The following is a 457-nucleotide window of genomic DNA, read 5'->3' as shown; positions in this document are numbered from 1 at the left end:
CGGGCGGCCACGCGCCACTCCGCCCGCAGGTCGCATGCCGCGTTCCTCGCCCTCGGGGAGGACGCGTGCGCCGCGGCCTGGGAGATGGACACCGTCGAGGGGGCCCGGGAGGACTCCGCCTGCCTGCTCACGCTGCTGCACCGCCCCAGCAGGCTCCAGCTCGCGCTGCCGCTGGAGGAGAAGACCGCCGGGTGCGTCGCGGACGCCCTGGAGGGCGTCCGGGCCATCCTCGGCGCCGACGGGACGCGCCGCGTGTTCCGCGCCGTCCTCACCGACAACGGCGCCGAGTTCACCGACGAGGCGGCGATCGCGGCGCTGCTCGGCGAGGGGCCGGGCGAGACGAGGCTGTTCTACTGCGACCCGAGGCGCAGCGACCAGAAGGGCGCCTGCGAGCGCAACCACGTCGAGATCAGGAAGCTGCTGCCCAAGGGCGCCGGGATCAGGTTCGACCGGCTCG

Annotated in this window: 1 pseudogene; it reads left to right on the top strand. The window is 75.1% G+C overall.

Annotation, left to right across the window (positions count from 1 at the left end):
- Positions 1-84 precede the first annotated feature (84 nt).
- Positions 85-457: pseudogene (locus tag GPK39_RS08635) on the top strand (IS30 family transposase); the annotation flags it as partial.

This window comes from Collinsella aerofaciens (assembly GCF_018785245.1).
Taxonomy (GTDB): Bacteria; Actinomycetota; Coriobacteriia; order Coriobacteriales; family Coriobacteriaceae; genus Collinsella; species Collinsella aerofaciens_AD.
The sequence above is the reverse complement of the archived record's forward strand: the minus strand, read 5'-3'. Positions and strand labels throughout refer to the sequence as shown.